25 protein-coding genes are annotated in these 24,428 nt (G+C 69.6%); 15 read left to right on the plus strand and 10 right to left on the minus strand.

What is annotated here, in order from left to right; genetic code table 11:
- Positions 1-49 precede the first annotated feature (49 nt).
- Together ggt and E2F46_RS09945 are read left to right on the plus strand one after the other, a co-directional pair.
- Positions 50-1,753 (plus strand): gamma-glutamyltransferase, encoded by a 1,704-nt coding sequence (ggt, locus tag E2F46_RS09940; protein ID WP_133321936.1) that lies wholly within the window; start codon positions 50-52, stop codon positions 1,751-1,753.
- Between the two features lie 61 nt (positions 1,754-1,814).
- Positions 1,815-2,852, plus strand: a complete 1,038-nt coding sequence (locus E2F46_RS09945; protein WP_133321937.1) for a hypothetical protein — start codon at positions 1,815-1,817, stop codon at positions 2,850-2,852.
- 445 nt (positions 2,853-3,297) lie between these two features.
- Here E2F46_RS09945 and E2F46_RS09950 read toward each other — a convergent pair whose 3' ends face one another.
- From E2F46_RS09950 to E2F46_RS09975, 6 genes are all read right to left on the minus strand, one after another.
- Positions 3,298-3,732, minus strand: coding sequence for a hypothetical protein (locus tag E2F46_RS09950; protein WP_133321938.1), 435 nt, complete (start codon positions 3,730-3,732; stop codon positions 3,298-3,300).
- A 152-nt stretch (positions 3,733-3,884) separates the two neighbouring features.
- The gene (locus tag E2F46_RS09955; protein ID WP_133321939.1) at positions 3,885-5,132 is read right to left on the minus strand and encodes an ABC transporter permease; all 1,248 of its coding nucleotides are present in this window, start codon (positions 5,130-5,132) and stop codon (positions 3,885-3,887) included.
- Positions 5,129-6,391 carry an efflux RND transporter periplasmic adaptor subunit gene (locus E2F46_RS09960; protein WP_243720376.1) on the minus strand — a complete coding sequence of 421 codons (1,263 nt, stop codon included), beginning with the start codon at positions 6,389-6,391 and terminating at the stop codon, positions 5,129-5,131. Before E2F46_RS09960 ends, E2F46_RS09955 begins: the two co-directional genes overlap by 4 nt.
- Before the next feature lie 86 nt (positions 6,392-6,477).
- Complete coding sequence (locus tag E2F46_RS09965) at positions 6,478-7,452, minus strand: HlyD family secretion protein (protein ID WP_133321940.1); 975 nt, start codon at positions 7,450-7,452, stop codon at positions 6,478-6,480.
- Positions 7,449-8,435, minus strand: a complete 987-nt coding sequence (locus E2F46_RS09970) for an HlyD family secretion protein (protein ID WP_133321941.1) — start codon at positions 8,433-8,435, stop codon at positions 7,449-7,451. The genes E2F46_RS09965 and E2F46_RS09970 overlap by 4 nt, the downstream gene beginning before the upstream one ends.
- 52 nt (positions 8,436-8,487) lie before the next feature.
- Complete coding sequence (locus tag E2F46_RS09975; protein WP_133321942.1) at positions 8,488-9,165, minus strand: ABC transporter ATP-binding protein; 678 nt, start codon at positions 9,163-9,165, stop codon at positions 8,488-8,490.
- Positions 9,166-9,640: 475 nt separating this feature from the next.
- On the opposite strand from E2F46_RS09975, the gene E2F46_RS09980 reads away from it, so the two are divergent.
- The 11 genes from E2F46_RS09980 (at position 9,641) to E2F46_RS10030 (ending at position 19,571) form a co-directional block, all read left to right on the plus strand.
- Positions 9,641-10,276, plus strand: coding sequence for a ParA family protein (locus E2F46_RS09980; protein ID WP_133321943.1), 636 nt, complete (start codon positions 9,641-9,643; stop codon positions 10,274-10,276).
- A 16-nt stretch (positions 10,277-10,292) separates the two neighbouring features.
- Complete coding sequence (locus E2F46_RS09985; RefSeq protein ID WP_133321944.1) at positions 10,293-10,769, plus strand: SixA phosphatase family protein; 477 nt, start codon at positions 10,293-10,295, stop codon at positions 10,767-10,769.
- 71 nt (positions 10,770-10,840) lie between these two features.
- Positions 10,841-11,359, plus strand: coding sequence for a YceI family protein (locus E2F46_RS09990; protein ID WP_165967429.1), 519 nt, complete (start codon positions 10,841-10,843; stop codon positions 11,357-11,359).
- On the plus strand, positions 11,356-13,281 hold the full coding sequence (locus E2F46_RS09995; RefSeq protein WP_133321946.1) for a phospholipase D family protein: 1,926 nt from the start codon (positions 11,356-11,358) through the stop codon (positions 13,279-13,281). Before E2F46_RS09990 ends, E2F46_RS09995 begins: the two co-directional genes overlap by 4 nt.
- Positions 13,282-13,558: 277 nt before the next feature.
- Complete coding sequence (locus E2F46_RS10000) at positions 13,559-13,744, plus strand: hypothetical protein (protein ID WP_133321947.1); 186 nt, start codon at positions 13,559-13,561, stop codon at positions 13,742-13,744.
- Positions 13,745-13,846: 102 nt separating this feature from the next.
- Complete coding sequence (locus tag E2F46_RS10005) at positions 13,847-14,467, plus strand: YkvA family protein (protein WP_133321948.1); 621 nt, start codon at positions 13,847-13,849, stop codon at positions 14,465-14,467.
- Positions 14,468-14,481: 14 nt separating this feature from the next.
- The gene (locus E2F46_RS10010; protein ID WP_133321996.1) at positions 14,482-14,895 is read left to right on the plus strand and encodes a hotdog fold thioesterase; all 414 of its coding nucleotides are present in this window, start codon (positions 14,482-14,484) and stop codon (positions 14,893-14,895) included.
- 68 nt (positions 14,896-14,963) lie between these two features.
- Positions 14,964-15,755 (plus strand): lysophospholipid acyltransferase family protein, encoded by a 792-nt coding sequence (locus tag E2F46_RS10015; RefSeq protein ID WP_133321949.1) that lies wholly within the window; start codon positions 14,964-14,966, stop codon positions 15,753-15,755.
- Positions 15,752-16,783 carry a YheT family hydrolase gene (locus E2F46_RS10020; protein ID WP_133321950.1) on the plus strand — a complete coding sequence of 344 codons (1,032 nt, stop codon included), beginning with the start codon at positions 15,752-15,754 and terminating at the stop codon, positions 16,781-16,783. Before E2F46_RS10015 ends, E2F46_RS10020 begins: the two co-directional genes overlap by 4 nt.
- Before the next feature lie 65 nt (positions 16,784-16,848).
- The gene (locus E2F46_RS10025; protein WP_133321951.1) at positions 16,849-18,936 is read left to right on the plus strand and encodes a tetratricopeptide repeat protein; all 2,088 of its coding nucleotides are present in this window, start codon (positions 16,849-16,851) and stop codon (positions 18,934-18,936) included.
- A gap of 23 nt (positions 18,937-18,959) precedes the next feature.
- Positions 18,960-19,571 (plus strand): YbhB/YbcL family Raf kinase inhibitor-like protein, encoded by a 612-nt coding sequence (locus E2F46_RS10030; protein ID WP_133321952.1) that lies wholly within the window; start codon positions 18,960-18,962, stop codon positions 19,569-19,571.
- Positions 19,572-19,799: 228 nt separating this feature from the next.
- On the opposite strand, the gene E2F46_RS10035 is transcribed toward E2F46_RS10030, so the two are convergent.
- A complete protein-coding gene (locus tag E2F46_RS10035; RefSeq protein WP_133321953.1) occupies positions 19,800-20,600 on the minus strand; it encodes an META and DUF4377 domain-containing protein in 801 nt (266 codons plus the stop codon).
- Positions 20,601-20,770: 170 nt separating this feature from the next.
- On the opposite strand from E2F46_RS10035, the gene E2F46_RS10040 reads away from it, so the two are divergent.
- Together E2F46_RS10040 and E2F46_RS10045 are read left to right on the plus strand one after the other, a co-directional pair.
- Positions 20,771-21,169 carry a VOC family protein gene (locus E2F46_RS10040; protein ID WP_133321954.1) on the plus strand — a complete coding sequence of 133 codons (399 nt, stop codon included), beginning with the start codon at positions 20,771-20,773 and terminating at the stop codon, positions 21,167-21,169.
- Between the two features lie 247 nt (positions 21,170-21,416).
- A complete protein-coding gene (locus tag E2F46_RS10045; protein WP_133321997.1) occupies positions 21,417-22,682 on the plus strand; it encodes an RNA polymerase sigma factor in 1,266 nt (421 codons plus the stop codon).
- A gap of 10 nt (positions 22,683-22,692) precedes the next feature.
- Here E2F46_RS10045 and E2F46_RS10050 read toward each other — a convergent pair whose 3' ends face one another.
- The 3 genes from E2F46_RS10050 to E2F46_RS10060 all read right to left on the minus strand — a co-directional run bounded on the left by E2F46_RS10050 (position 22,693) and on the right by E2F46_RS10060 (position 24,415).
- The gene (locus tag E2F46_RS10050; RefSeq protein ID WP_133321955.1) at positions 22,693-23,085 is read right to left on the minus strand and encodes a VOC family protein; all 393 of its coding nucleotides are present in this window, start codon (positions 23,083-23,085) and stop codon (positions 22,693-22,695) included.
- Positions 23,086-23,126: 41 nt separating this feature from the next.
- Positions 23,127-23,486 carry a DUF1428 domain-containing protein gene (locus tag E2F46_RS10055; protein WP_133321956.1) on the minus strand — a complete coding sequence of 120 codons (360 nt, stop codon included), beginning with the start codon at positions 23,484-23,486 and terminating at the stop codon, positions 23,127-23,129.
- A 134-nt stretch (positions 23,487-23,620) separates the two neighbouring features.
- The gene (locus E2F46_RS10060) at positions 23,621-24,415 is read right to left on the minus strand and encodes an undecaprenyl-diphosphate phosphatase (protein WP_133321957.1); all 795 of its coding nucleotides are present in this window, start codon (positions 24,413-24,415) and stop codon (positions 23,621-23,623) included.
- Positions 24,416-24,428: the final 13 nt, after the last annotated feature.

The following is a 24,428-nucleotide window of genomic DNA, read 5'->3' on the forward strand; positions in this document are numbered from 1 at the left end:
CATCGATGGCTGCGGTATGGTGCCGGTCCTGCCTGCCGGGAAGCACTCGATGAACGCCTGCCTTGCCATGATTGCCGCCGTGATGGTGGCCGCAATGCCCGCGATGGCCGCCGACCGCGTCACCGGTAAGCCGTTCGCTACCCGCAGCGAGGTGTATGCCCCGCATGCGATGGCGGCCACGTCGCATCCGCTGGCGACGCAGATCGCGCTCGACGTGATGCGCGCCGGCGGCAGCGCGGTGGATGCCGCGATCGCCGCCAACGCCGCACTCGGCCTGATGGAGCCGACCGGCAACGGCATCGGCGGCGACCTGTTCGCCATCGTCTGGGACCCGAAGACGCAGCGCCTGCACGGCTACAACGGCTCGGGCCGCTCGCCGCGTTCGCTGACACTGGCCGAGTTCGAACGGCGAGGGCTCAAGGACATTCCCTCGCACGGACCCCTGCCGGTCACCGTGCCCGGCACGGTCGACGGCTGGTTCGCGCTGCACGAACGCTTCGGCAGGCGCAGCATGGCCGAGAACCTCGCGCCGACCATCCGCTACGCGCGCGAAGGCCATCCGGTGCACGAGGTCATCGCGTACTACTGGGATCGCTCGGTGCCACGGCTGTCGCGCTGGCCGGGGTTCACCGAGCAGTTCACCATCGATGGCCGCGCACCCCGCACCGGCGAAACCTGGCGCAACCCCTACCTTGCCGACACGTTGCAGGCGATTGCCGAGGGTGGCCGCGATGCGTTCTACAAGGGCGACATCGCGCGCACCATCGGCGATTACTTCGCGGCCAACGACGGCTTCCTGTCGTACGAGGACATGGCTGCGCACACCGGCGACTGGGTCGATCCGGTCTCGACCAACTACCGTGGCTACGACCTGTGGGAACTACCGCCCAGTGGGCAGGGCATCGCGGCGCTGCAGATCCTCAACCTGCTGGAGCCCTACGACCTCGCGTCCCATGGTTTCGGCAGCCCCGAGCACGTCCATCTGTTCGTCGAAGCCAAGAAGCTGGCCTTTGCCGACCGCGCGCGCTGGTATGCCGATCCGGCGTTCCATCCCGCGCCGGTGGCGAAGTTGATCTCGAAGGAATACGCGCGCGACCGCGGCCAGTTGATCTCGATGGAGCGCGCGCTGCGCGAAGTGCAGCCCGGCACGCCGGCACAGCTCGACGAAGGCGACACCATCTACCTCACGACCGCCGACGCCGACGGCATGATGGTCTCGCTGATCCAGTCCAATTACCGCGGCATGGGCAGCGGCATGGCGCCGCCGGGGCTGGGTTTCATCCTGCAGGACCGTGGCGAGCAGTTCGTGCTGCAGGAAGGCCATCCCAACAGTTTCGCGCCCGGCAAGCGCCCCTTCCACACCATCATCCCCGCGTTCGTGACCAGGGACGGCAAGCCGTGGCTGAGCTACGGGGTGATGGGTGGCGCGATGCAGCCGCAGGGCCACGTGCAGATCCTGCTGAACCTGATCGACTTCGGCATGAACCTGCAGGAAGCCGGCGACGCGCCGCGCATCCACCACGACGGCTCCACCGAACCGACCGGACAAGCCACGGCGATGACCGACGGTGGCCGCGTCGAGCTCGAATCCGGCTTCCCCATCGAGAGCGTGCGCGCGTTGATGCGCAAGGGCCATCGCGTGCAATTCGCCGACGGTCCGTATGGCGGCTACCAGGCGATCATGGTCAATCCGCAGGGTGGCTGGATCGGCGCCAGCGAATCGCGCAAGGACGGGCACGCGGCGGGGTATTGAGTCACGCAAGGCTCATGCGCTTGGCGGCTATGCTGTGCACGAAGATCCAATGGACGTCGCCATGAACCGCACCCTGTTGCTCGCCGCCCTCCTGCTCGCCGCGCCTGCGCTGCACGCGCAGTGGAGCGACGCGCCCGATGACGACGAAGCCGCGTGGATGGAGCAACAGGCCACGACCACGCAGGCGTACCACGCCCGCATCGCCACCGCACTGGCGGCATCGCGTGACGTGCGCGACCAGGCCTTCGCGGAGATCCTGCGCCAGCCGGCCTCTCCAGCAGGCGGCGCGATGCCGTCGGGCGACACGCCATCGCGTGCAGCCCCGCGCGACACCGAGGCGGAAGCGCGTCTGCGATCGATTGCCGCGCGCGCGGGCGACGACCGGCTCGCGAACCAGCTGCTGCTCCTGGCATCGCCCGCGCCGGGCTCGGCGGAACGCACCGCGGCCGCCAGGCGCTGGCACGCGGCCGAGCCGGGCAACCTGGTGCCGCTGCTGCATACCGGCATGGCCGCGGATGCGCTGCTGGTCGAAGCCCGTCGCGCCACGCAGGCCACGACGCACCTGTACGACGTGGTGCGCTGGATGGCGTCGGCATTCGAGCGGCATCCCCTGACACCACCCGAGCGCACCGCGCTGGCCGGTGGCGAAACCTTCCATCCCGAAGAAGCTGCGGCGATGTCGGCCATGGGGATCTGGGCGGCGTCGATGGCGCCGGCATACGGCGCCCTGGTCGAGGCCTGCCGCGGCAATGCGCTGCGCGCCGCCCCGACGCGCCAGGCCGACTGCCGGCATGTCGCAACCCTGCTGGCGCAGCAGTCCGACAGCGTGCGCGACCGCATGGTGGGCCTGTCGATGCTGCGCGGCATGGCATCCGACAGCGCCGAGCGCGCGGCCATCGATGCGCAACACCGGACGATGGACTGGCAGATGCTGCAGTGGGGCCGCATCGCGCAGCAGCAGCCGCGCGACGGTGCCGAACAGTTCGTGCGCCTGCTGCGCACCGGCGTGACCTCCGAACTGGAGCTGGCCGGACGCGTGTTGCAGGAGGCCGGTGTATCGCCGGAACCGCCCGCAGGCTGGACGCCGCCGCGTCGATAGCGCGTTCAACCCCACGAATCGTCCTTGATTCACCGGGACATGCCGTGGCACCACGAGGATCTTGTTCTTCCCTGTCTGGCGGGCAGGTGCCGGTACGCGGTGGCGCAGGTTCGATGCCACCGCAAGTCGCGGCCCGATATCCGCCTGGTTGCGGTGGCATCGGACCTGCGCCTGACAGATCCCGGCCGCTTCGGAAAAAGCGACGCGACGCTGTCTTTGCCTTGGCTTTCCGTGCCGCGCGCCGGAAGCGTGGAGGCGCCCGCCGGGACCGCGCCGACCAAGCGCATATCCGGCCGCGACTCGGCGTGGTCCCGCCGGCGCCTTCGGCGTCCACGGCTTCGGGGAAAAACCTGGAATCTCCCTGATGGTCGATGGCAGGGGGCCGGGATCCGGCGACTTTCTCCCCGTGCAGCAGTCCGCCGGGCTCGGCCCAACGACGAACTGCTCAGGGATCGAATGCCAGTCCTTCGACCAGCTGCATGCGTGTTTCCAGCACGTCTTCCGATGGCGCCCGCACCACCACGTGCACGTCGCGTCCACGGCCCAGGCGCAGCAGGGTTTCGCGGACCTGGACGGTGGGATCGAAGCCGTCGCTGCCGCGGTACCAGCGCACGCGCTGTCCGCCGACCGTGCCGCGACCGACTTGCTGGCTGCCGACCGGGCGGAATGGCAATGATCCGCCCAGCGTCACGGTGAACATCTCGGTCGCATCCGCGGTCGACAGCGCCTTGCAGAACACCATGCCAGGCACGTCACGCTGTTCCCAGCGCAAACCGCTGCCGTCCGGCAGCCGCGGACAGCTTTCGATGGCCTGTGCGTCGGCAGGCGCAGCGCTGCACAGCAACCACGCCAGCCAGATGAGCACACCTGTTCGCAGCATCTCCGCACCCTCCCAAATGCGTCGAGGCAACGGATCCGTCCGCGTGTTCTCCGTGGGCCGCGTGGCCGGCCCATCGGGACCGCCACGCGTCGCCGCACCTTATCGTCGTGATCGGTGTCACGCAAATGGCGCCGGCGGCATCGTGCGGGCCATTACTCCTGCCGCAGCGCCGCAATCGGATCGAGTTGCGCCGCCTGCCTCGCGGGATACACGCCGAACGCCAGCCCCACCAATGCGCAGAAGGCCGCCGACAGCAGGATCGGCACCGGCGCCCACGCCACCTGCCAGCCGGCGAAAGTGGCGATGAGGTAGGCCAGCACGCCGCCGAACACCAGCCCCAGCAGCGCGCCGGAGATGCAGATCACGCTGGCCTCGCGCAGGAACTGCGCGATCACGTCGCGCCTGCGCGCGCCCAGCGCACGCAGCAGGCCGATCTCGCGTCGCCGCTCCAGCACGTTGGCCAGCATGATGTTCATGATGCCGATGCCGCCCACCACCAGGCTGATCACCGCGATCGCGCCCATCACCACCTGGAAGATGCGCTGGGTCTGCTGGTGCTGCTGGAACAATTGTTGCGGCACCACCAGCTGGTAGTCGGCGATGCCGGCGTGGCGCTGGTCCAGCACCGCCGACAGCACGCCCGCGCCGGCGGCCAGCTTGTTCGGTGAATCGAGCCGCAGCAGGAAGCGGTCGATCTCGTCCTCCTGCGGCTGGAAGCGGAAGCGGGCACGCGCGCTGGCCAGCGGCAGGTAGATGCGGTTGCTTTCCGAGCCCAGTTGCACGCCTTCGAAGTCGTCCTGTCCCAGGTCGCGGTCGGCCAGCACGCCCACCACTTCCAGCCAGACGTGGTTGACCTTGACCAGCGCGCCGATGGGGTCGGCGCCGGGGAACAACCCGGCCGCGGCCTGGTGGCCGATCACCGCGACCGGTGCCAGCGCCCGTTCGTCATCGGCATCCAGGGCGCGGCCTTTGGCCACCTGCAGCGACGACAGTTCGAACCAGTCGGCGCTGATGCCGCTGGCCTGCGCATCGCTGCGGCCGTGGTCGCTGAACACGGTATGCGTGCGCACGCGCTTCTCGGCGGCGAACTTCTCCGCGCCGGGCACCACCGCCAGCGCGGCGTGGGCATCGGCGACGCTCAGGCCGAGGCTGCGCGCGCGCGATTCCTTCAGCGTCGCCTCGTCCTGCGGCTTCACCTCGGCGATCAGGTTGTGCAGGCCCAGGCTTTCCACCATGCGCAACGCCTCACGCTTGCTGCCTTCACCGACTGCCTGCATCGCGACGATCGCGCCCACGCCGAAGATCAGGCCGAGGAGGGTCAGCAGGGTGCGCAGGCGACGGCGCCACAGTTCCTCGACGGCCTCGCGCCACACCGGTGGCAGTTTCGAGATCCACTTCATCGCGTGCCGCCTCCTGCGAGGGTGCCGGCCTCATCCGGCGCGTCGTTGGCACCAGGCGCGGCGTCGCCGGTGGGCTTCAGCGGCAGTTCGATGCCGCCGGGCGACAGCAGCACTTCGTCGCCGGCCTTCAGGCCCGCGACCACCTGCGACCGCGCGGTCCCGCGCACGCCCAGCTCGATTTCGCGACGTTCGTAGCCGCGGCCGTTGCGCACCTGCACCGTGTGCTTGCCATCCTGTTCCTCGATGGCGACGTTGGCGACGCTGAGCGCATCGGGCTCGCGCAGCAGGATCACCCGCGCGGCGAACCGCTGCCCGGGTACGAAGCCATGTCGTTCGACCGCCTCGCCCGGCACGGTCGCGCGCATCGACAGGTATTTCACCGGGCTCTCACGATCGAGCACGGTCGCCGCACTGGCCACCCACGACAGTTCGCTGGTGAACGCCTGGTCCGGGCGTCCCAATGGATGCAGCTCCACGACATTGCCGGCGCGAATGCCCTGCGCCTCGAGCTGCGGCAGGTCGATCTGCACCTCCATCGCGCCGGTGTCGGGCAGGCTGCCGAATTCCTGCCCCGCGCGCAGCGTGGAGCCGACCATCGGCTTGTCGCCGGACCAGTTGGCGGTCAGCAGCAACACGCCGTCGTTCGGGGCGCGCAGTTCCAGCGCATCGAGGTCGTCGCGACGGGTCCGGGCGTTGAGGTCGAAGGTGGAACGCTGCGCGTCGAGCACGGCAAGCTCGGCACCGCCGCGTGTTTCCGATTGCCCGCGCTGCCACTCCAATGTGTCCTGCCGCGCCTCCAGGAACTTGCTGTCCTCGATTGCATCCAGTACCTCGTTGCGTGCCATCGTGCTCAGGTCGGCGTCGGCATAGCGCTGGGCGATGCCGAGCTGCACCGCCACCTGCGCCAGGTCCACGTCCACGCGGCCCCGCGAGGCCAGCAACTCGCTTTCCTTCGCCAGCCGCGACAGCGCGTTGCGCTGCAGGTCGAGCAAGGCGAGGTCGAGCTGCTGCTTGCCTTCGTCGGCGCGGAACCGCGCCAGCAACTCGCCTTGCTTCACCAGGCTGCCTTCCGGCAGCATCCACTCCACCTGGCGCGACGACCAGTTGCGTCCCGGCACGCTCAACGGCGTGGGCTTGGCCGAACGCAGCTCGCCTTCGCCGTGCATGCTCAGCACCAGTTCGCCGGCGGTGACTACCTCGCTGGTGGGCGGGGTTTCGTTGCTGCCGCAGGCGGCGAGTGCGAGCAGGGCAGGCAACACGAAAGAACGAAGCCGGGCCAAACCGTCGCTCCCGTGGAGGAACGGCGATCGGGTGTGCACAGTCCTGCCCGAGCCGAGGCGCCGTGTCATCGCGAGGCTCCCGCCGTCTGCTCCGGCACCGTCAGTTCAACGCGCACCGCCTGTCCCGGCCGCAGCCGCACCGCCTTGTCGTCGAGCGTGATCTCGACGTCGACGACCGGGATCGGCTGCACCTGCGACTTGCTGCGCACGGTCCGGCCGATCGAAGTCACCGTGCCGCGGTGCACGCTGCCGCCGCCGCCTTCGACCACGATCCGCGCCGGCACGCCCGCCGCCACCCGCAACAGGTCGCGTTCGGGCAGTTCCGCGCGCACGGCCAGGGTCTCGCTGTCCGGGATCTCGGCGATGGTCTGGCCGCGCCAGACCTGGGAACCCACGTCGAACTTGTCGCCGTTCCAGCTGCTCTTGTGCATCATCACGCCCGAGCGCGGCGCGACGATGTTGAGCTGCGCCAGCGAGGCTTGCAGCCGGGTCACGTCGGCCTGCAGTTGCGCCAGTTCCGACTGCACCAGCCGGCGTTCCTGCCGGCGCTGCTCGGCGGCGAGGCGTTCGCGCTGCGCCGACAGCACCATGCGCCGCTCCGCGCGCCGGCGCTCCTCCACCAGCTTGTCGTACTGCAGCGCGGCGATCAGTTCGCGCGGCTGTTCGGTCTTGCGTTCGGACTTGTCCAATGTGGCCTGCGCCTCGGCGGTGAACAGGCGCTCGGTGCGCTCGCGTTCGGCGAGGTCCAGTTCGAGCTTTTCCAGTTCGCGTTGCTTCTCGGCCAGCTGGCTCTGCTTCTCGGTGAGCTGCTGCACGATCTGGTTGCCGTCGAACGCCAGCACCACGTCGCCCTGCTTCACCGGCTCGCCATCGGGTGCCAGCCGGGTGATGTTGAAGTTCCAGACGCGGTCGATCATCGGCGGCATCAGCGAGGACTTGTCCACCGCATAGACCTCGCCGTCGATGCGCAGCGTGGCCGCGTGCGCCGACAGCGGCAGCACTGCCGCGAGCAGCAGGGGCAAGGCGCGACGCGTGTTCATTGGCCGGCTCCGGTGGCCACCGACGCGGCGGGACGGGCGATCACGCGTGCGCTCATGCCCGGCAGCAGGCGCAGGCCGCCGGCATCGAAATCGACATCGACGGTGAAATAACGGCCGCTGCCCCACTCCGGGCGGCGGTCCGGCGCACCGGAAATGTCGGCGATCGTGCCCTGCACGCGACTGCCCGGATGCGCGTCGAAACTCAGTTCCACCGCCTGCCCGACCTGCAGGCCGCGGCGGTCGGGTTCCAGTGCCCAGGCGCGCACGCGCGTGCCCTGCCCGCTGACCACCTCGCCGGCGCGGCTGCCGGGCATGGTCGACGAGCCTTCGTCGATGCGGCCGCCGATCCAGTTGTTGTTGAAACCGTGCACCACGTAGCCATCGCGGTCGGCGCGCACTTCGGAGGTACGCACCATCAGCGCGTGGTATTCGCGCTGCACCACCAGCTTCTGCACTTCCAGCCGGGCGTCCTCGCGGCGGCGGCGCACGGCTTCGCGTGCTTCGGCCAGCTGCTGGCGCTTGAGCGCGGCCTCGCGCGTGGCGCGGTCCAGTTCGCCCTGGTAGCGATCGTAGTCGAGGTCGGCGATCAGGCCCCTGGGAATGCGCGCATCGATCCGCGCCGTGGCCAGTTCGGCTTCGGCATCGACCAGCGACAACTCGGCATCGAGCGCCTTGACTTCCAGTTCGGCCACTTCCTTGTCGCCGCGCGCGGTCGTCTGCTCGATGCGCGCGTCGAGTTCGGGGATCTGCGCGGCGGACTGGCCCGGGTCGATCCGCAGCACCACGTCGCCCTTCTTCACCGGGTCGCCCTCGGGCACGAAGAAGCGGATCACCACCGGTGAGCTGTTCGACTGCGGCGTGATCAGGGTTTGCGAATCGGTGGAGCGCACTTCGCCGGTGAGCACGACGGCATGGGCTTGCGCGGCGCATGCCAGCAGTGCCGGCAGCAAGAAGGCCTTCAGCGAAAACGCCGGGACGGTCATCCCTCGGCTTGCGGGGAAGATGGAATGCGAAGGTGCGCCGGCCCCCGGCCGCTCAATGCAATGCGGAGTCATGCTCGATCCTGCCGTCGCGCAGCTTCACCTGGCGCGGGGCGCGCGCGGCGATGTCGTTGTCGTGGGTCACCATCACCACGGTCTGGCCACCCTTGTGCACCTCGTCGATCAGTGCCAGCACATCCGCCGCACTCTTCGAATCGAGGTTGCCGGTGGGCTCGTCGGCCAGCAGCAGCGCGGGGCGCAGCAGCAGTGCGCGGGCGATGGCGGCGCGCTGCATCTGGCCGCCGGACAGTTCGCCGGGGCGATGGTCGCGGCGCTCGGACAGGCCCACGCGCGCCAGCAGCTCGTCGGCGTGGCGGTGCGCATCGGCCGGAGGTTCGCGATGGAAGCGCAGCGGCAGCAGCACGTTCTCCAGCACGGTAAGCCTTGGCAGCAGGTGGAAACTCTGGAACACGAAGCCGATGCGACGGTTGCGGATGTCGCTGCCGGCTTCGTCGTCCAGCGTGGCCACGTCGCGGCCTTCGATCAGGTAGTGGCCGCTGGTGGGGTGGTCGAGGCAACCGAGGATATTGAGCAGGCTCGACTTGCCCGACCCCGACTGCCCGGTGATGGCGACGAAGTCGCCGGTGGCCACCTTCAGGCTCACGCCGGCCAGCGCGCGTACGGTTTGCCCGGCCATGGCGTAGTGCCGATGCACGTCCTGCAGCTCGATCATGTCCTGTCCAATCCCTGATGGCCCGTGCGGTCCCCCTGCACGGCGCCGTGGCGCGCCTGCACGGGGTGGACAGTCTCATAGGCGGTTGGTTCCCGAGCATGTGCCGATGGTCGTCCTCATGCAGGCATGGGATGCGGCGGCGTGGAAAAGGGTCGCAGCCGACGCCGTGGCGGGTCCATGGCCCAGCCACGGCGGTAGGCCCGCTGCCGCACAATGCCGGTGCGGCGCGTGCCGTCCCCGGGGGGCGGGCAAGGCCTCTTCGAATCGTGAAGCCCGCACGACGCATGCTGTCCAACCGCCCGCGCCATGAAAGCCACCGGGGCAGCGACTTGTGAAGACTGCGTCAAGAATGCTGCAACAGCAGCAAAGCCGACGTGCGCCCGGTGGCATGCGTAGCGCGGGTTCGTGGAGGATGGTCGCGGGACCCCGCGTGCCGGTGTACGCTCGGCCTTCGTTTCTGACCCGGAGCGTGTGGATGAAGACGGTGTTGGTGGCCAGTTCGAAGGGCGGTGTGGGAAAGACCACGGTGGCGACGCATCTTGCGGCGCAGGCGGCACTGTCCGGGCAGAAGACGGTGATCATCGATGCCGATCCGCAAGGATCGTCCACCCGCTGGGCCGAGCGCCGCGCCGGGCTGGACAGCGCGGTCCTGCCGATCGACGGCAGCCGCCGCCACAAGACCGCCTGGAAATCGATCCCCGACGGCACCGACCGGGTGGTGATCGATGCGCCTGCGGGCGCGCACCCCGATGCGCTCGAGGCCTACCTGGAGCACGCCGACGCGGTGGTGGTGCCGGTGCTGCCCTCCGCGCTGGACATCGACGCCACCGTGCCCTTCCTCAATGCCATGGCCAAGCACCCTCGCGTGCGCCGTGGCCAACTGCGCGTGGGCCTGGTCGGCAACCGCCTGCGGCCGTGGACCAATGCTTCGCAGCAGGCGCTGGAACTGTTGTCGCAGTGGCCATACCCGGTGGTGGCGCAGCTGCGCGACAGCCAGGCCTACGTGATGCTGGTCGGGCTGGGCCGCAGCCTGTTCGACTACAACTCGCAGCAGGTTCGCGACCACCAGGCCGACTGGCAGCCACTGCTGAAATGGTTGAAGAAGTCCTGAGCGCAGGGAGCGCACGATGCGAGAACTGATCCTGTTGCGTCACGCCCATGCCGAGCCCGCGATGCCGGGGCAGGCCGATCTGGACCGCCCGCTGTCCTCGGTGGGGTTGGCCGAAGCCGCCGAAGCGGGGCGTTGGCTGCGCGAGCGCGGCCTGGCCCCCGACCGGGTGCTGTGTTCGCCCGCCCGGCGCACGCGCGAGACCCTCGATGCGGTGCTGGACGACGTGGCGGGGATCGACTGCCGGCTGGAAGAGGCGATCTATGAAGCCACGCCGGGCACGCTGGCCGGGCTGGTGGATGCCCACACCGATGTTGACCGCCTTCTCGTGGTCGGCCACAACCCGGGGCTGGAGCAGCTGGTGGCACTGATGCACAGCGGCGCCAGCGGCGAGTACCGGGGCATGCCGCCGGCGGCGATCGCGACGCTTGCGTTGCCGGTCGATGCCCGCGTCGAGCCGGGAATCGCCAGCCTGACCGCTTTCTGGTGGCCTTGAGACCCAACGCCATGCGGATCCTCCAGGGGCGGCGATCGCGGGCGACAGCCTGGCTGGTGGGAGCGGCCGCGATGCTGTTCGCCACGCAGGTGGCGTCTGCGACCGTGGACGCGCAGAAGTCCTGGGCGGGATTTTCGCTGAAGACCCGCTGGGGCCAGACCCTGGAGGGGCATTTCCCGGTGATGGAGGGCGAGATCGTCCTGGCCGGCGACCGCAAGCGCGTGCAGCTGCGGCTGTCGACCGATGAGGTCGTGGTGATCGGCTCGCCGCGCTACAGCCGCCTGACCCGGGGCGAAGGCTTCTTCGATGCCGACCACCACCCGCAGGTGGTGTTCGTGTCCGACGCCTACCCGGCCTCGCTGGTGCGCGAAGGCGGGCGACTGGCGGGCGAGCTGACCATCCGCGGCACCACCCGGCGCGAGGTGTTCATCGTCGAGCCTTCCACCTGCGACCGCCCGGGCATCGATTGCGACGTCGTGGCCGCCGGCGTGGTGTACCGCGGCGATTACGCGATGGACCGCTGGGCCTTCGCGCTGTCCGACCGGGTGCAGCTGGTGCTGCGCCTGCGGACGCGCAGCGGCGGCGCATGACGCCCTGGCAACGGTTGCTGGCCGTGGCGCTGGCCCTGGCCTGCAGCGCCTGCAGCGGATTGTCCGCACTGCAACGCGAGCAGGCGGCACGGGTGGCGCTGGACGCGCGGTCGCAGCAGATCGATTGCGATGGGCCGGACGCCTGCGCGCGGCCATCGCCGCTGCTGGAACTGGGCGCGCGCGCCAATGCCGAGAGCGCGCCCGGCGCCCCGCGCCATTACGCCCTGCTGCTTGAATACGGGCAGGACGCGATGCTGGCGCGACTGGACATGATCCGCGGCGCCACCCGTACGATCGACCTGCAGACCTACATCTTCGACGAAGACGACGCCGGCCACCTGTTCCTCGATGAACTGGTCGCCGCCGCGCGCCGCGGCGTGCGCGTGCGCTTGCTGGTCGACCAGCTGTCGGCACTGCGCGAGGTGGACACGCTGGCGGCGCTGTCGGCCACGCACGCCAACTTCGAGATGCGCATCTACAACCCGCTGCTGGGACGCGCGCGCATCAACTATCCGATGTACGCGCTGGCCGCGGCCTGTTGCTGGCGCAGGCTCAACCAGCGCATGCACAGCAAGCTGCTGCTGGTCGATGGCAGCGTCGCGGTCACCGGGGGACGCAACTACCAGGACGACTACTACGACTGGAACCCGACGTTCAATTTCCGCGACCGCGACGTGCTGGTGGCCGGGCCGGAAACCGTGGAGATGGCGGCCAATTTCGATGCGTTCTGGGACGCGCGCCTGTCGGTGCCGGTGGAGCAACTCAGCGACGTCGGTCGGCGGTTGCTGCGACAGGGCGCGCCGGCACTGCCGCACCAGCCCTTCGACGATCCGCACCGGGTGGAGGCAATCTCGCGCAATGCCGACGACGCGGATCTGGTGCGCACGCGCCTGGCCGATGCCGCCATTCCCGTGGGCACGGTCGAGTTCATCGGCGACCTGCCGTCCAAGCACCGCAGCGATCGCGAGCGCGCACGCGAGGCGGTGCTGGCGTCGCCCGGGCTGAAGTCGCTGATCGAATCGGCGCGGCACGAGGTGCTGTTGCAAACGCCATACCTCGTGCTGTCGCCACCGGCGCGGGAGCTGTTCGCGCGCCTGCAGCAGCGCGACGAGCCGCCGCGGATCATCGTCTCCACCAACAGCCTGGCCGCCACCGATTCCTTCATCACCTACGCGCTGTCGTACAAGTACAAGCGCCGCTACCTGCGCGACTACGGCTTCCAGATGCACGAGTACAAGCCGTTTCCCGAGGATGCGCCGTTCGACCTCGACGCCACGGGGGCGGTCGGCATTTCCTGGAACACCGACGGCACGGTGAACATCGTCGAGCCGCTGCGCGACGAATCGGCCGCCGGCCGCAGCCGTCGCAACCTGCCGCTGGAGCGCGAGAACGCCGCGTTGCGCTACGCCGGCGTGGGCGTGAACCGGCGCGTGCCGCTGCAGCGTGCGGGCATGCGCGTGGGCCTGCACGCCAAGTCGATGGTGGTGGACGGCCGCGTCGGCGTGGTCGGCACCCACAACTTCGACCCGCGCGGCGACAACTACAACACCGAGAGCGCGGTGATCATCGAAGACCCGGTGTTCGCGCAGGCGCTGGCCGACAGCATCCGCCGCGACATCGCGCCCGCCAACGCCTGGGCCATCGCGCGCCGCGACAAGCCGCCGGTGTTCTCGGGGCTGGCGTATTCGATGGGCAAGCTCTCCGAGCACCTGCCGGTGTTCGACTTCTGGCCAACGCGGTACGCCACCAGCTACGAGTTCCAGCCCGGGCCCGACTGCCCGGAGCCGCTGCCCCCGTCCGACCCGGGCTTCCGTGCCTGTTACCAGCCGGTCGGCGATTTCCCCGAGGTCAACCTCGGCTGGCGCAGCCTGTTGACCCGGATCTTCACCGCCTTCGGCGCGGGCCTCAGCCCGATCCTCTGAGCCGCCGCGCTTCGCCGGCGGCACTGGCCGTGGCGTCACCGGCTTCGGCATGGCCAGCAGCTCCAGACCCCCAGTCAGCTGACGTCGGGACGGCCCGACCGTGTCGTCAGTCATGCTCCGCGACTGCAACCGTCTGGTTTGAAACTCCATCCAAATCAGCAGGTTCCAGCGATCTGTCGAAGCATGACTTCCGGCCCATTGCGGGACTGGCTAGGTGTATTACTATACCAACACACCAAATCACACACGCTTCCACCCCAACCCCATGGAGACCGTGATGTCCTACCTCACCCAGTCCACCCCGTCCCCCCGCCGCGTCGTGGTCCCGGCCGTCTCGGCCGCCAGCGCCCGCACTGCGCGCCCGGCCCGCGAGTTCGGTACCGGCTATGGCAACAGCAGCGGCTATGCCAGCCCCAGGCGCTACGTGCGCGATACGGGCGTGGCACGCTTCCGCTTCGCCTGATGCTCGTCGCGTCGGCGGGCGTTTCCGGCCCCGTGCCGCGATTGACGCCGACGCGCGGCGCGCCCTAGGCTGCGTCCCTTCCCCACCGACCGGACCCGCGCCATGTCGCTCACGCTGACCATCGACCTCAACGACCACGACCTCGAACACTTCGCCAGCGCGCTGAAGGCCTCGCACAAGGCGGCCGAGGGCCGTTCGGCGGAGGAGATCGTCGCGGCGGCGGCGAAGTTGCTGGAGGATGCACAGAAGGTCAAGGCACCGGACTTCATCAGCGAGCGGCTGGAACGGCTGGACGACATGATCGCAATGGTCCGCGACGAGGGCTGGCACCTCGACGAAGAAGACCGCCAGCACGTGCTGTCCGCGCTGGTGTATTTCGCAGACCCGACCGACGTGATCCCGGACCACGTGGAGGTGCTGGGTTACCTCGACGACGCGATCATGATCGAGCTGTGCGTGCGCGAGCTGAAGCACGAACTCGACGCCTACGACGACTTCTGCGAATACCGCGAACGCGAAGCGAAGAAGCGCGGCGTCGAACCGTCCGCGGTCGGCCGCACCGATTGGCTGGACGGCCGCCGGGATGAGCTGGTCGAGCGCATGCACGCCCGCCGCAAGCGCGACAGCGGCGGTGGTTTCGGCGCCGGTTACGGCAGCAGCAGCGGTTACGGCAAGCCGGCCTACTCGCGCGCCTGGCGCCCGGGCATGTTCCGCGTCCGTTGAGCGCGCGGTCGCGGATGTTCCGCGCCGGCATCACCGTCGAGGACCTCAACGCGATGTCGCGGAGCACCGCGATGGAGCCATTGGGCATCGTTTTCACCGAGCTCGGCGCGGACTACCTGCGCGGCACGATGCCGGTCGATGCGCGCACGCACCAGCCCTATGGCCTGCTGCATGGCGGTGCCTCGGTGCTGCTGGCCGAGACTCTGGGCAGCACCGCCGGTGGCCTGTGCGCGCCGGACGGATGCGGCGTGGTCGGAATCGAGATCAACGCCAACCACCTGCGCGGCGTGCGCAGCGGCACCGTCACCGGAACCGCGCGCCCGCTGCATGTCGGACGCAGCACTCAGGTGTGGGAGATCCGCATCGAGGACGAGGCCGGCAAGCCGGTCTGCATCTCCCGGCTGACGCTGGCGGTGGTGCCGCGCTGACCGTGCGAAGCGCCATCCGTCGCGACCATGCTGGCGGGTATCGCAAGCGAACGGGTATCGTGCGCACCATGTCGACCTCCCCCGGTCCCGCCGACGCCACCCTGGTGCGCGCGCTGCGCTACGCGCTGCGCGTGCCGTTCCTGCTGTGGCATGTCTTCGTGCACCTGCCGATTGCCGTCGTATTGATGGCACCGCCGTGGGGCCCGCGCCGGCTGGCGGGCGGCGATCGCCTCGACCACCGGGTGATCCGGATGTGGTCGTCGGGGATGATGCGCGTGTTCGGCATGCGCATGCGCCGCGTGGGCACGCCGATGCCGGGTGCGGTGATGTTCGTCGCCAACCACGTCAGCTGGATCGACATCGTGGCGTTGCACAGCCAACGGATGATGGGCTTCGTGGCCAAGCGCGAGATCGCGGGCTGGCCCGTGGTCGGCTGGCTGGCGACACGCGGCGAAACCATCTTCCACCAGCGCGGCAGCCAGGAATCGCTGGGCGGCGTGCTCCACGAGATGCTCGCGCGGCTGCGCGATGGCCGTGCCGTGGGCGTGTTCCCGGAAGGCCGGACTCGCGACGGGCTCGAGGTCGGCCCGTTCCACGCGCGTATCTTCCTTGCGGCCGTGGAGGCGGGCGTGCCGGTGCAGCCGGTGGCGCTGCGCTATGGCGAAGCGGCCTGCGCGCAGCACATCGTGGCGTTCACCCCCGGCGAGAGTTTTTTCGCCAACTTCCTGCGCCTGCTGGGCGAACCGGCCCGGGTGGCGGACGTGGTGTTCCTCGCGCCCATTGCCCCCGGCGATGCCGAAGGCCGCCGGCGGATTGCCGAAACCGCGCGCGAGCGCATCGTCGCGGCGATGCGGCCATGACCGAGGGCGTCGTCGGCACCGACCTGCTGGACACCGTGGTCGAGGGCGAGGATTACCTGCCGCCGCGCTGGCTGCGCAACCCGCATGTGCAGTCGGTGCTGGGTACCAGCCCCTGGCGGCGGCGGCGTGGCGCGATGGCACTGGCCGCCACCGGTGCCACCACCACCGGGCACGATGTCGACGGCGGCGACGGCATTCGCCTGCATGGCCTGCATAGCCGGCTGGCGGGCCAACGGTCGCGCGGCCTGGTGGTACTGCTGCACGGCTGGGAAGGCAGCGCGGAATCGAGCTACATGCGACTGACCGCCGCCGAGTTGCTGCAACGCGGCTTCGACGTGTTCCGGCTGAACTTCCGCGACCACGGCGAGACCCACCATCTCAACGAGGCCATCTTCCACTCCAACCGCATCGATGAAGTGGTGCATGCCACGCGCGACGTGGCGCAGCGCTTCGCGGAAGGTCCGGTCGCGGTCGCCGGTTATTCGCTGGGCGGCAACTTCGCCTTGCGCGTGGCCTTGCGCGCGCCGGCAGCGGGGCTGGAGCTTGCGCGGGTGGCGGCCGTCTGCCCGGTGATCGACCCTGCGCGCACCATGCTGCAGATGGAGAACGGCCTGCAGTTCTACATGCGCTACTTCGAGCGCAAGTGGCGCGGGTCGCTGATGCGCAAGCGCGCGCTGTTCCCCGAGGCGCATGCGTTCGATGACAGCACGCTGAAGCTGGGCATGCGCGAGCTGACCGAGTGGCTGGTGCAGCGGCATACCGATTTCGGCACGCTCGAGGCCTACTTCGACGGCTATTCCGTCGCCGGTGATCGCCTGGCCAGCCTGCAGGTGCCGGCGGACATCCTCATGGCCGAAGACGATCCGGTGATCCCGGTCGACGAATTCCGCGCGCTGACGCTGCCGCCCACCACGCGGCTGCAGCTGGCGCGCTGGGGTGGACACTGCGGTTTCCTCGAAAACGCCGGGCTGACCGGCTATGCCGAACGCTGGGTGGCGCGGCGGCTGAGCGTGCCCGGTCCGGCCTGACACGGCCCCAGCCGCTACAATCGCCACTTCGTCCACGCCGAGGCCGCTTGGTCCTCATTCCATACATGCAAGAACAGATTTTCGACGCCCTGCGCCGCGGTGCGCACGACGAGGCGCTGGACGCGGCGCGCGCCGCGGTCGCCGCAGAGCCCAACGCCAGCCAGCCGCAGCTCTGGCTGGCGATGGCGCTGAAGGCCGCCGGCCGGCATGACGAGGCGATCGCCGCCATCGACCACGGCATCGCGCTTTCGCCCGAGGACGCGGACCTGCACGTACATCGCGCCGGGCTGCTGCTGGGCGCGCGCGACCTGCAGGCCGCGCAGTCGGCGCTGGCGCAGGCGGTGACGCTGGACCCCAACCAGTTCGGCGCCTACGTGATGCAGGCGCACCTGGCGCTGGCTGAAGGCAAGCCCGAGGAAGCCGAGCGCCTGTCCAAGCTCGCTGCCCGCCTGGCGCCCGAGCACCCGTGGAGCCTCGCGCTCGACGGCACGCTCGCCCTGCACCGCGGCGATGCCGACACGGCGCTGTCGCTGTCCACGCGCGCGCTGGAAATGGCGCCGGACGATGCGCGGGTGTTGTTGGCTGCCGGCCTGGCCTATCGGCAGAAGGGCCACCACGCGTTCGCCGAGCAAATGTTCCGCCGCTTGCTCGACAGCGAGGGCGCCGGTCCCGGGTCACGACTGTTGCTGGTGCAGACGATGCAGGTACAGCGTCGACCGGAGGATGCGCTGGAAGCTCTGCAGCCCCTGCTGAAAGGCGATGCGCCCGCGCACGGCCTGCTGCGACTCGCGGGGGAGCTGGCGTTGCAGTCGGGGCGCACGGAAGAAGGAATGGCGTCGCTGCGCCGGGTCTTGCAGCAGGTGCCGGACGACGAGCCCGCGTTGTTTGCGCTGATGCAGGCCTGGCGCATGACCGGCGACACGGAAGATGCGCGGCGCACGCTTGAAGACGCGCTGGCGAAGGCGCCGGCGTCGGCGTTGCTGTGGCGCGCGCGGCTGGCTGTCGAAGACACGCAGGATGGCGCCGACGGGATCGTCGATCGCTGGAATACGGCGGCGCCGGGCCATGTCGGCGCGCTCGAGGCGCGGATGCAGCAGCATCGTCGTCGCGGTGAGCTCGATGCGGCCGAGGCGGTTGCGCAGCGCATCCTTGCGGAGATGCCGGGCAACGCGCTGGCCCATGGGCTGGTGGTGGACCGGCTGCACGCGCGCGACCCCGGCGCAGCCATCGATTACGTCGACAACCTGCTCTCGCAGGCAGGCGGCGACGCCGCGAAGGAGCAACTGCTTGTCTGGCTGGGCGCGCTGGAAGACAGTGCGGGCCGGTATGCCCAGGCGGTTGCGCGCTGGACGATGCTGGCGGAGTTGCGTCGACCTGCACAGCTGCCGCTGACGCCGGTGAGCCTGCTGCCCGACAAGGTGCCGGCCGGCGACTGGCCGGCGTGGGACACGGGTGGCGACGCAGGCAACGCTTCACGTGACCTGCAGACGCTGTTCCTGTGGGGGCCGCCCGGCTCCTGTGTCGAATATGTGGCGACGCAGCTGTCCGCGTTCGACGGCTTCCGCGCCGACCGCATGTCGGCGGCAGCGCCGGGGGACGGGTTCCAGCGCTTCGCAAGCATCGACCAACTGTCCTCGGGTGAGCTGTCCGGTGCCATGGTGGCCGACGAGTGGCGCAAGTCGCTCGAAGCGCGCGGGATCGCAGGCGAGCATGTCATCGACTGGCTGGTGTGGTGGGACAATGCGCTGTTGCGTGCGCTACGTCCGCATTTCCCGGCGGCCGGCGTGGTGTTCGTGGTCCGTGATCCGCGGGACATGCTGCTGCAGTGGCTGGCGCGCGGGTCGCCGATGCAGTTCTCCGTGCCTTCGCCGCTGCTGGCGGCGCAATGGATGTCGGCGGTGCTGTCGCAGATGGCGGACACCGTGGCCCAGCCACTGTTCCGCAGCGTATTGCTGAAGATCGACGGAATCGAGGGGGATGCCGCTGCCATCGGCGTGCGGTTGTCGGAGGCACTGGGCCTGCAGGTGCCAGTGGTGCCGGTGGCGGCCGACATCCTGCCTGCGGGCCACTGGCGCAAGTACGCCGAGGCGCTGGCCGAGCCCTTCGCCGTACTCACGCCGATCGCAAAACAGCTTGGGTATCCTGAAGACTGAGTCCAGCCAGAACGGAAACCACGATGCGCATCCGCAGCGACAGCTTCGACCACGAGGGCCGCATCCCGGCCGAATTCGCGATGGGTGCGCCCGACGGCTTCGGCGGCAATCGCAACCCGCACCTGGCCTGGGATGACGTGCCCGACGGCACGCGTTCGTTCGCGCTGCTGTGCATCGACACCGACGCGCCCACCGACGCCTCGCTGGCGGGCAAGGAAGGCGTCGAGATCCCGGTGGCGCATCCGCGCGGGGATTTCGTGCACTGGGTGGCGGCCGACATTTCCGTCGACACGCGTGACATCGCCGCCGGCGCAGTCAGCGACGGCGTGGCCAAGGGCGGCAAGGCCGCCGACGCCAACAGCGGCCTGCGCGAAGGCCTGAACGACTACACCGGCTGGTTCGCCGGCAATGCGGACCTGGCCGGCGATTACCACGGCTACGACGGCCCGTACCCGCCGCCCAACGACCTGCGGGTGCATCGTTATTTTTTCCGTGTGTTCGCGCTGGACGTGCCGGAGCTGGCGTTGCCTGCATCATTCACCGCAGCCGACGTGTTCCGCGCCATGCACGGCCACGTGTTGGCCGAAGCCGCGACCTACGGTACCTACACCCTCAACGAGAAGGCCGGCGGCTAGGGCGCTCCCGCGCCGGCCTCGCGCCGGTCGCCATCCCGGCGCAAGCCGGGACCCAGCGACGTGTCTTGCGGGGACGTGGAAAAGCAAAGGCGTGGGGTCTTCGACTCCGGCCCTCGCGCACAGCGCTCGGGCGTGCGGCCGGATGCGAGCCTGTGGCTCGCAGGCCATCCGCCCTGACCCCGGCTTGCGCCGGGGTGACGATGCGTAGACACCAGGACCGGGACCGTTCTAGCGGTCCACGACTTCCGACTCGACCACCATGTCCAGCACGTAGGCGATCGACGACGCATCCGCGGGCGGGTTGGCGATGGTGTAGCGGTTGAGCCGCAACACGTTGCGCACGCCGGGCTCATGGGTGTACCCCTCGATGTCCTGGTACAGGAACCCCCACTCGCCTGTGGATTGCCTGGTGCCGTTGTCGGCGTAGGTGATCTCGCGCACGTGCAGGCACCGATGGTCCGGCATCAGTGGGTGGTGGCAAGGCACGCGCCGGGCGGCGACTTCCAGGAACACGCGCTCGCCCGGCCCGCCGAAGCGCGTATCGGGCGTGGGCACGCCGTTGAAGCGCAGGGTGTCGCCAGCGGGCGTGGCCAGCACCAGGTCATCGCCATCAAGGCGCAGCGTGCCGCCGGCCTGCAGCCGCTCGCCGATGGCGTCGTCGGATTGCATCAACGCAGCGTCGACGCAGGCCATCTGGGTCTGCACCAGGTTGCCGACGGATAGCGCGTTGCCGTCCAGCGCGTAGCTGCCGCCGATGTGGTTGCAGGCGTTGGACACCGACACCCGGCCGTCGGCGAAATCCACCTGCAGCGGCAATTCCGCGCGCGGGAACAGCGCGTCGATGCGATTGCCGTCGCTGTCCGTGGCCTGTCTGAGTCGCCAGTGGTAGTCGCCCAAGCGCGTGGCGTCGAAGGTCCCCGCCGCGGGCGGCGCGGTTGCGGCATCGGCGCTGCCGGGCGTGCGTGGCGCCTGCGTGCATGCGGTGGCCAGCAACAGGGCGGGCAGGGTGAGCAGGGCGAGTGTGCGCATGGCGGCTCCGGCGTCGGGGTGGGTGGGTGGAAACGGGCGGGCGCGGCGAATGGGGTTGCCGGTCGAGCATACGCCCGACCCCTCCGCGCCGCATGCGATGCCATGTCGATCCGCGCCGCCGCCGTTCGTCGCTCGCGAAAGACCCTGTCCCCCGCCGATGGAGCCCTGCGATGCCCAGACAGCTGTTCGTCAACCTGCCGGTCAAGGACCTCGACCGCACGGTCGCGTTCTTCACCGCGCTCGGATTCACCTTCAACCCGCAGTTCACCGATGACAACGCCACCTGCATGGTGGTGTCCGAGCACATCCAGGTGATGCTGCTGGTCGAGCCGTTCTTCGCCGGGTTCACGAACAAGCCGGTGGCCGATGCCTTCGCCGCCACCGAGGTGCTGGTGGCGCTGGCGCTGGACAGCCGCGACGACGTCGACGGCATGGTGGCCAAGGCGCTGGCAGCCGGCGCACGGGCGCCGATGCCGGCCAGGGACCTCGGCTTCATGTACCAGCACGGCTTCGAGGACCTGGACGGGCACCAGTGGGAGGTATTCCACATGTCCGCCATGCCCGGGTGATCGTGCGTCGTGTCGATGCTGTGGCTGCTGGCGACGCGCGCACTCGAGAAGGGATGCCGGTCTCCACCGCGTGGCGTTCGCGACCCGGAGGGTCTGGATGGGGACGATGTGCGCGATGTGGAACGTGATGTCGCTGTCGCAGGCGAACCCGACGCTGCCTGCGGCACCCGCGAGGCGCACTGAGGCACCGGTGCCATGCGACTTGCCGCACTTGCATGCCACGCATGGCGGTGCTGTCATCGCCGCAATGCCGATGCCGCCCGTCCAGCGCACCATCGATGCCGTCTGGCGCGCGGAATCGCCGCGCCTGGTCGCCGGCCTGATGCGGCTGGTGCGCGACGTCGACCTGGCCGAGGAGTTCGCGCAGGACGCGCTGGTGGCCGCGCTGGAACGCTGGCCGCGCGACGGCGTGCCGGATAACCCGGGCGCATGGCTGATGACCACGGCGAAGCACCGCGCGCTCGACCGGTTGCGGCGCGACCGCATGTCGGCCGACAAGCATGCGCAGCTGGCGCATGAACTCGACGATGCGCATGAACTCGCGCATGCGCGCGAGCAGGCCGCGCTGGACGACGAGATCGGCGACGACCTGCTGCGGCTGATCTTCGTCGCCTGCCATCCCTCGCTGTCGCTGCAGGCGCGCGTGGCGCTGACACTGCGGCTGCTGGGCGGATTGACCACGGACGAGATCGCACGTGCGTTCCTCGTGCCCGAAGCCACCATCGCGCAGCGGATCGTCCGCGCAAAGCGCACGCTTGCCGATGGCAAGGCGGCGTACGAAGTGCCGCGGCGCGCCGAGCTCGACGAACGCATGCCGGCGGTGCTGGGCGTGGTGTACCTCGTGTTCAACGAAGGCTATGGGGCGACCGCGGGCGACGACCTGCTACGGCCGGCACTGTGCAACGAAGCCCTGCGCCTGGGCCGACTGCTGGTGGGCCTGCTGCCGCAGCACGCGGAAGCGCATGGCCTGCTGGCGCTGATGGAGCTGCAGGCGTCGCGCATGGCTGCGCGCACCTCGTCTTCAGGAGAGCCGGTGCTGCTGGCCGACCAGGACCGGACGCAATGGGACCGGCGCGCGATCGAACGCGGGCTTGCCGCGCTGGAACACGCGCAGATCCGTTCGCCACGCCGCGGCACCTACACGCTGCAGGCCGCCATCGCCGCCTGCCATGCACGCGCGGATTCGGTGGAGGGCACGGATTGGGCGCGCATCGTCGCGCTGTACGGCGAACTCGCCGAGGCGGCGCCCTCGCCGGTGGTCGCGCTCAACCATGCGGTCGCGGTGTCCATGCTGCTGGGCCCTGCTGCCGCCCTGCCGCTGGTAGAGGCCTTGCAGGACGATCCGGCGATGAAGCGCTACCACCTGCTGCCTGCCGTGCGCGGTGATCTATTGCAGAAGCTCGGCCATCACGACGAAGCGCGGGAGGCGTTCACTCTCGCCGCCGGCATGACCCGGAACGAGCGCGAGCGCGCGCTGTTGCTGTCACGCGCCGGACAGGGCGCGCGGCGCTAGGACGCAGGCGTCACTCCATCGAATGCAGCCCGATCATGTTGCCCTCGGTGTCGAACGCCAGCACGATGAAGCCGTACTCGCCGATCGACATCTTCTCGCGCTGGATGCGCCCGCCCGCGGCCGCGACGCGCGCGCCGGTCGCGGCGCAGTCCCCGCAGGCGAAGTACACCAGCGTGCCGCCCGGGCCTGAGGGCACGCCGGGCATCCGGCACAGCGCGCCGTTGGCGCCGTAGCGCTCCATGTCGCCGGGGAAGGACCACATCTCGAGGCTGGGGGACTCCGGGTCGTCGGGCACCGACAGCGCTTCCAGGCGGATGTCGAACACCGCTTCGTAGAACGCGCGGGCGCGCGCCATGTCCTGCACGTAGATCTCGAACCAGTTGACGCTGTTGCTGCCGCGCATGTGCGTTCTCCGGAGGTCGCCTGCGGCGCGTTGGCGCCGGATCAGAGGGAAACGATGGTCTTGAACCCGCCCCACATCATCCGCTGCGGGTCGAACGGCATCTTGTCCGGCCCCATCGCGGCGATGCGCGGGTCGGCCATGACCTTCTTGTTGACGCGGTCGCGGTGCGCACGCGAGCGGTATCCGATGTACGAGAACAGCGCGACCTCGCCACGCTTGAGCTGCACCGCCTTGCCGAAGGACACGACCTGTCCCGGCTGCAGGTCGTCGGCGACGCATTCCACGTACTCCAGCGCGCCATGTTCCATCCAGACCTTCCCGGCTTTGCGTGCGATCCGACGGTAGTCGACAAGCCGCTTTTGCGGCACGGCCAGCAGGAAACCTTCGACATAGCCTGGCATGCAGCGCTCCTGGCGGGCTGGCGGGCCCGGCGATGGCGGATGCCTCGCATGATGCGGGCGGGGCGGGCGGCCAGCCATCTGCGGCGCAGCATTCGCCGATGCGAGGGCGACGTTCCGGCGGCCCGGCGCCGCCCTCAATCGCCGGCTGGCAACCAGAGCAGCAGTGCGATGCCGAACAGGATCCGGTAGATCGCGAACCCGGTGAACCGGTGCGCCTTGATGTACCCCAGCAGCCACCTCACCACCAGGAACCCGGTCACGGCGGATGCGGTGAAGGCGATGGTCACGTCCAGCCAGTTCTCGCCGCCGACGCCCTGTTCGAGCAGCAGTTCCAGGAAGGCGTAGCCGCTGGCGGCGAACATGGTGGGAATGCCGACGATGAACACGAACTCGGTGGCGGCCGAGCGCCGGCTCAGGCCGAGCAGCATCGCGATGAAGATCGTCGCCGCCGAGCGCGAGGTGCCTGGAAACACGCCCGCCACCACCTGCGCCAGCCCGACCGCGATCGCGACCGTCCAGGTGACCTCGGTACGGTCGCCGCGCTTCTCCGCGAAATGTTCGGCCACCAGCATCCAGACGCCACCGATCACCAGCGCCCATGCGATCGGCGTCACCGTGTCCGGCAATTCCCAGCCGGCCAGTCGCACCGGCAGGCCGACCAGCGCCGTGACCAGGAAGGCCACGGCCACCTTCATCGCGTAGTCGCGGTTGGCGGGCACGTGCAGCCCGCTCGCCAGCCCCCACAGCCGCTGCCGGAACACCAGGGTGATGGCGAGGATGGCGCCGGCCTGGATCACGATGTTGAAGAAGTCCGAGCGTGCGCCCAGCCAGTACTGCGCCACCAGCAGGTGGCCGGTGCTGGAGACGGGCAGGAACTCGGTGATGCCTTCGATGATGCCCAGCAGCAGGGCGGCCAGCGCGTCGGGCATGGGGAATCCGGGC

The organism is Luteimonas aestuarii, assembly GCF_004357985.1.
In the GTDB taxonomy this organism is placed as follows: domain Bacteria; phylum Pseudomonadota; class Gammaproteobacteria; order Xanthomonadales; family Xanthomonadaceae; genus Luteimonas; species Luteimonas aestuarii.